Annotated in this window: 3 protein-coding genes and 14 tRNA genes; 16 read left to right on the top strand and 1 reads right to left on the bottom strand. The window is 45.6% G+C overall.

Annotated features, from left to right (window positions below):
- Window positions 1-51 precede the first annotated feature (51 nt).
- The 14 genes from A6K76_RS15820 (at window position 52) to A6K76_RS15885 (ending at window position 1,324) form a co-directional block, all read left to right on the top strand.
- Window positions 52-127 (top strand) — tRNA-Asn (locus A6K76_RS15820).
- Window positions 128-138: 11 nt separating this feature from the next.
- Window positions 139-231: transfer RNA gene (locus A6K76_RS15825), tRNA-Ser, on the top strand.
- A gap of 27 nt (window positions 232-258) precedes the next feature.
- A tRNA-Glu gene (locus A6K76_RS15830) sits at window positions 259-333 on the top strand.
- Window positions 334-349: 16 nt separating this feature from the next.
- Window positions 350-425 (top strand) — tRNA-Val (locus A6K76_RS15835).
- 26 nt (window positions 426-451) lie between these two features.
- A tRNA-Met gene (locus A6K76_RS15840) sits at window positions 452-526 on the top strand.
- Window positions 527-529: 3 nt separating this feature from the next.
- Window positions 530-605, top strand: a tRNA-Asp gene (locus A6K76_RS15845).
- A gap of 21 nt (window positions 606-626) precedes the next feature.
- Window positions 627-702: transfer RNA gene (locus A6K76_RS15850), tRNA-Phe, on the top strand.
- Window positions 703-720: 18 nt separating this feature from the next.
- Window positions 721-796: transfer RNA gene (locus A6K76_RS15855), tRNA-Thr, on the top strand.
- A 7-nt stretch (window positions 797-803) separates the two neighbouring features.
- A tRNA-Tyr gene (locus tag A6K76_RS15860) sits at window positions 804-887 on the top strand.
- Between the two features lie 4 nt (window positions 888-891).
- Window positions 892-965: transfer RNA gene (locus A6K76_RS15865), tRNA-Trp, on the top strand.
- A 34-nt stretch (window positions 966-999) separates the two neighbouring features.
- A tRNA-His gene (locus A6K76_RS15870) sits at window positions 1,000-1,075 on the top strand.
- 11 nt (window positions 1,076-1,086) lie between these two features.
- Window positions 1,087-1,161, top strand: a tRNA-Gln gene (locus tag A6K76_RS15875).
- A gap of 5 nt (window positions 1,162-1,166) precedes the next feature.
- Window positions 1,167-1,241, top strand: a tRNA-Gly gene (locus A6K76_RS15880).
- Between the two features lie 9 nt (window positions 1,242-1,250).
- Window positions 1,251-1,324: transfer RNA gene (locus A6K76_RS15885), tRNA-Cys, on the top strand.
- Between the two features lie 157 nt (window positions 1,325-1,481).
- Here A6K76_RS15885 and A6K76_RS15890 read toward each other — a convergent pair.
- Window positions 1,482-2,576 (bottom strand): Ig-like domain-containing domain, encoded by a 1,095-nt coding sequence (locus tag A6K76_RS15890; RefSeq protein WP_066466577.1) that lies wholly within the window; start codon window positions 2,574-2,576, stop codon window positions 1,482-1,484.
- 161 nt (window positions 2,577-2,737) lie between these two features.
- On the opposite strand from A6K76_RS15890, the gene A6K76_RS15895 reads away from it, so the two are divergent.
- Both A6K76_RS15895 and A6K76_RS15900 read left to right on the top strand, forming a co-directional pair.
- A complete protein-coding gene (locus A6K76_RS15895; RefSeq protein WP_139108722.1) occupies window positions 2,738-5,128 on the top strand; it encodes a M14 family zinc carboxypeptidase in 2,391 nt (796 codons plus the stop codon).
- A gap of 82 nt (window positions 5,129-5,210) precedes the next feature.
- Entirely contained in the window at window positions 5,211-6,131 is a 921-nt protein-coding gene (locus A6K76_RS15900; RefSeq protein WP_066466579.1) for a S66 peptidase family protein, read from the top strand.
- Window positions 6,132-6,205 lie beyond the last annotated feature (74 nt).

Raw genomic sequence — 6,205 nt, forward strand, 5'->3', positions numbered from 1 at the left:
AGTTGGGGGTTTCCCCCTGTGAGAGTAGGACGTCGCTTCGCACATTATTATTCCGAAGTAGCTCAGTTGGTAGAGCATCCGGCTGTTAACCGGCAGGTCGCAGGTTCGAGTCCTGCCTTCGGAGCCATATTTCTTCTTGGAGAGTTGTCCGAGAGGTCGAAGGAGCACGATTGGAAATCGTGTAGGCGGTTAATTACTGCCTCAAGGGTTCAAATCCCTTACTCTCCGCCATAACTTCATCAGACAACAATCAATTTTGGCCCGTTGGTCAAGTGGTTAAGACACCGCCCTTTCACGGCGGTAACACGGGTTCGAATCCCGTACGGGTCACCACTTATTTTAATACCCAGGAGGATTAGCTCAGCTGGGAGAGCATCTGCCTTACAAGCAGAGGGTCGGCGGTTCGAGCCCGTCATCCTCCACCATTATTATTTTTTTATATTTATATTGTCGCGGGGTGGAGCAGTGGTAGCTCGTCGGGCTCATAACCCGAAGGTCGTAGGTTCAAGTCCTGCCCCCGCAACCAAATGGTCCCGTGGTGTAGCGGTTAACATGCCTGCCTGTCACGCAGGAGATCGCCGGTTCGATCCCGGTCGGGACCGCCATTTTTTTATTTATACTTTTTTGGGTTTGTAGCTCAGTTGGTAGAGCATTAGATTGAAGCTCTAAGTGTCGGCGGTTCGATTCCGTCCAAACCCACCATATTTTTAATAAGTAAATGCCGGTGTAGCTCAGTTGGTAGAGCAACTGACTTGTAATCAGTAGGTCGTGGGTTCGACTCCTATCGCCGGCACCATTTACTCGGAGGGGTAGCGAAGTGGCTAAACGCGGCGGACTGTAAATCCGCTCCTTAGGGTTCGGCGGTTCGAATCCGTCCCCCTCCACCATTTTAGGGGCATAGTTCAACGGTAGAATAGAGGTCTCCAAAACCTTTGGTGTGGGTTCGATTCCTACTGCCCCTGCCATTTAGTTTTATAAAGAAAACGAATATTTATTATGGCGGTTGTGGCGAAGTGGTTAACGCACCTGATTGTGGTTCAGGCATTCGTGGGTTCGATTCCCATCAGTCGCCCCATTTTTAAATGTTGGGGTATAGCCAAGCGGTAAGGCAACGGATTTTGATTCCGTCATGCCCTGGTTCGAATCCAGGTACCCCAGCCATTTTTGCGGAAGTAGTTCAGTGGTAGAACACCACCTTGCCAAGGTGGGGGTCGCGAGTTCGAACCTCGTCTTCCGCTCCATTTTCATATGGCGGCATAGCCAAGTGGTAAGGCATGGGTCTGCAACACCCTGATCGCCGGTTCAAATCCGACTGCCGCCTCCAAATTTTATTGTAAATCGGTTATAGATACCGGTTTTTTTATTTGGACTTTTTTATCGAAATTTAAAATAGATTAGAAGATTATTGAACTAATTTTCTTTGCATATAAATAGTAAAAGGAGTGTACTTAAAGTTGAAAATACTTTAGTACACTCCTTTTTTAATGTGTATTTACGAGTGCTTGCCAAGTTGGTAAGTAATGTATAGCGATTGGAGTATGATAAGTAGCATATAATACGTCAATCGCTTCATAAAGTGTAAGAGTAGATGTATTGTAAAAGCTAATGAAATCACCTTCGAATGATGGAGCGGTTTCAATCGCGATTGTTAATGGCTTTTGCTTATGTGTAGCGTAGGAAAATTCATCGGCTACGAGCGGTAAAATAGCTGTTGAGTTGTTGCGATATGCCATAATTGTTACTTCGTCGCTATGATCTATGAGCCAGTGTGAAGCAACTCCAGTGCCAAAGTCATTTGTATATATAATTTCATCAAACCAAAATGGTATATCGATTTCAAAGCGAAGTGCTAGTGCATCGGACGTTTGCTGGAGCTGTTGAATATAGAAGAAATATTGCTCGAGCAATTGCTGTTCGTTTTGTTGGCAAGATGGATCGGTATACGGTTCGACATCGATATGAATACCAGTGAAATAACCGTATTGCTGTTGGAATTGTGTAACCCAATGAAGGAAGCGCTCTGTTTTTTGATCGTCTTGAAATTGTAAGCCGGCAAAGCCTTCAAGTGCATAAATTTCAATGTTGTGCTGTTGCAGTATGTGAAAAAACAGTACGTACGCTTCATAAGGTAGCTCGCTTTCGACTTGCACATACACTTTTGTAACACCTTCTGAAATTAAAAACTGTGCATCGGCTTCATTTAAGCTATAAGCGTTCCAAATCCATGTCGCTTTTGGCACAGGTGTAAATGTAAATGATGTTGTATGCGGCGTAATGAGCTGGTCATGTATGCTGCGTACGTTTGCGATGGAAATGCTGTACGTGCCGGACTCTTTGTAAGGTGTTAGTGGGCTAATCTGTACCGTTATGTCATCTAGTTGTGTAAGACGTGCTGGGTGAAGCTGTCCACTGGGCGTTTTAAGTTGTATGGAAGCAGGCGATAATGATTGCTCATCGACTGGTTGTGAAAAGGTAATCGTCCACGTTTTCGTTGAAGAAACGTCGGCTGCTTGTGCGCTAGGGCAAATGATAAAAAGTAAAGTGCATAGTAATACGTATATGCGAATAGTAGACATTGTGTTCATCCTTTCTTTTATATAATAGTCTTGAGTAATGAACGTGAGAAGGGGGTTCGGCGTAGTAAATATGACAATTTCGATACACATTCACATGTTTTATGTATAAATAGGCAGTGGTGTTTAGTACAATAAAAGGAAAATGGACGAGGAGGGGTTATGTGAGACGCAAATGGATGGCGATGCTTTGTGCAATGTGGCTTGGGATTTCGAGTGGACAAAGCGTACAGGCAGAGGGTTTTTCTGATTTAGCTGGCAATAGTCACGAGCAAGCAATCGAGGCGTTAGTCGAGCAAAATATTATTAATGGCTATGAGGATGGGACGTTTCGACCGAACAATGCGGTAACGCGAAATACAGTCGTAAAGCTGCTCGGACGATGGATGCAAGCAAATGGTTACGCCGTGCCTGAGGATGCAGCGCAAGTAAGTCGCTTTGAAGATGTGGCGTTAACGAATGATGTCGAATTAGCGCAGCTAGCAGCACTTGTGCAAGAAGAAGGTGTGTTCGTTGGGGCGGAAGGATTTTTAAATGGTGCGAATACGATGCAGCGCCAGCACATGGCAGTCGTACTAGTGCGTGCAATTGATGTGATGTACGGCATCGATCTTGTAGCGCAATATAAAGAGGCACAGTTTACATCAGCAATTCAGGATTTAGCGCTTGCAGGTGATAAGGAGAAAATGGAAGCAATTGTTGCGCTTGAGCATGCTCAAATTACGACGGTAGAAACATTTCAGCCGACGAATACCGTGACGCGTGCGCAATTTGCATCATTTTTACATAGAGCGATGGATTACGTTGCATCACAGCAGCTAGACGAAGCAGGGGCGCTTACAGAAGTCGATTTAACCGGTGTCACGAGTATTACGATTCAAGACCGTGCTGTATTATATGCATCACAAAATATGAAGCATACAGTCGGCTTATGGCGAGCTACGGCGCGTGCAGTACCGTTTGAAGTCGTAAATGGCGCTGTCGTTAAAGTGATGATTGGCAATGAAGCATATTACATAAAAGCGAGTGATGTAACGGCGGCGAGCGATGTAGCGAGTGAGCAGCAGCCGCATGTCGGTGCAGTGCGAACAGCATCGTATTACCGTATTACAGATGCACCAGATGGTAATATTATTGTTGAAGGAACACGCCAAACGAAGTTATTTGTAACGGGTATTGAAGGTGCGTATTACACGGTACAGCTTGGTGGGCAACAAGCATATATTGCGATAGCACAAACGACGCTCAGTAGCCGTATGCCGCTAACAGTTGCGACGGATACACCGTACTTAAATACAGCGTTAAAGGCAGTTGGGCAGCTAGCGAAAGGCTTTACGTTTACAGCGAGCGGTGCGACAAGTCAATATATGAAACTTGCATCAAATGACGGGGTGTATCACGTAAGCCGTCAAGCGTTAGTCGAAGGTAATGGTGCGAATTCGCTCGTTGCACCGGAGAAAGGGCAATTCGTGACGAAAATTGTCGCACAGCACGATGCAGCGGTTATGAATAATGCTGGTGTGAAAATCGGTGTTATTGCGAAAGGGCAAGTGTATGAGCTGTTAAATATGACGGATACGATGGGCATTGTGCAGTTTGCAGGTGGTGCGGCATATGTGCGTTTAGCTGATTTTGTGCATACGAACCAAGTCGTGCCGAGCCAAAATATTTCATATGACGAAATGGCGCATCATATGAACGTGTTTGCGCAGTTATATCCAGAGTTTACGGAGCTTGTCGCGTTCGGTGAATCAACGGAAGGGCGAACGTTGTATGCGTTACGTATCGGCAATGGACAAAAGGAAATATTAATGGATGCATCGATTCATGCACGCGAGCATATGACGACGAATGTGTTAATGGAAATGGTTGATGCGTACAGCTATGCGTATGTGAACGGGCAAAGCTACGGTGGCTACAACGTGCAAGCGTTATTAAATGAAACGTCGATTTGGTTTGTGCCGATGATGAATCCTGATGCGGTAACACTTGTGCAAGGTGGGCTAGCTGCTGCGAAAGATCAAGCGGCGATTTTGAAGCTAAATGAAAATAGCCGTAACGTTGGGCGCTGGAAGGCAAATATTCGCGGCGTCGATTTAAACCGTAATTTTGATGGTGGCTGGAACAAAAAAGAAACAGCCGCAAAGCCGTTGTATAAAAACTTTAAAGGCTACAGCGTGTTTTCAGAAGTGGAGTCGCAGCACTTGCGCGACTTTATTGCGAGCCATTCGTTTAAATCATACATTTCATGGCATTCGTCTGGACAAATTATTTATTGGGCACATGATCAAACAGCAGCCGAGGCAAAGCGAGATAAAGCATTAGCACAGCGCGTCGCAAATGTGACAGGGTATTCACTCGTACCACCGCAAGCTGGGTGCTGCTCGGGTGCATCAACGGATTGGTTCATTCAAACGTATAGCTTGCCGGCATTGACGATGGAAATTGCGCCGTATGCAGGGGAAGGACCGGTGCCGCTTAGTCGTTGGGCAGATGTGTGGAAACGAAATGATAAAGTCGGCTTACTTGCAGCAACAGAGGCAAATAGTCGGTAAAGAAGGGTGCGTCGTCATGGCGCACTCTTTTTGTTGTATTTGCGCGTGTAATACGTTAACGTGAATAACGAGGTGAAAGAACATGAAACAAAGACCACAACGATTACAAATCGGTGATACAGTCGGCATTATCGCACCAGCAAGTCCGCTTAGCCGCGAGCGATTGTCACTTGCATTACCGATGCTTGAGCGATTAGGGTTGCGCTACGTGTTAGCGGATTCAGTAATTGAAGGCGACACGCATTATTTAGCGAAAAGCGATGAGCAACGCGTTGAAGAAATTCATGCGATGTTTAAAAATCCTGAAATTAAAGCGATTATTTGTGCGCGCGGTGGATATGGCACAGGTCGATTACTTGATCAGCTAGATTACCCGTTAATTGAAGATAACCCGAAAATTTTTTGGGGATATTCGGATATTACGGCGCTACATACAGTCATTAATGAATATGCGAACTTAGTGACATTCCACGGTGATATGCTAGGTGATGCGTCACGAGATGATTTTAGTGAGGCGAGTGAACGCATGTTTTTACAGCTTATGCAGCCGTGGGAGCTTCATTATGATGAAACGCGTAGCCCGCTTACGACAATTGTCGGCGGTGTTGCACGCGGTGAGCTAACAGGTGGTAACTTAACGTTGCTCACGTCGACGCTCGGTTCGAAATATGAAATCGATACGCGTGGGAAAATTTTAGTCATTGAAGACGTTGAGGAGTCACCGCTACACGTTGACCGCATGCTAAATCAATTGCGTTTAGCGCGTAAGTTTGAAGGGCTGGCAGGCATTGTGGTCGGTAGCTTTACGTATTCGAAGTCGCTCGCACCACAAGATAGTACGTTTGATGCGGTGTTTAACGATTATTTCGGCAAGCTGAATGTGCCGGTCGTAAAAGGTTTTAACATCGGTCATTGCGAGCCGAACTTTGCGATTCCACTCGGTGTTGATGCGTTACTTAACGGTGATGCGAAAACGTTAACGATTTTACCAGGAGTTGAATAATGAAAAGGTGTGCGAAGTCGATTTCGCACACCTTTTTTATTGTGCGCCCAGCATGCGCATAAACTTTAGGGTGT

The organism is Caryophanon latum (assembly GCF_001700325.1).
Lineage (GTDB): Bacteria > Bacillota > Bacilli > Bacillales_A > Planococcaceae > Caryophanon > Caryophanon latum.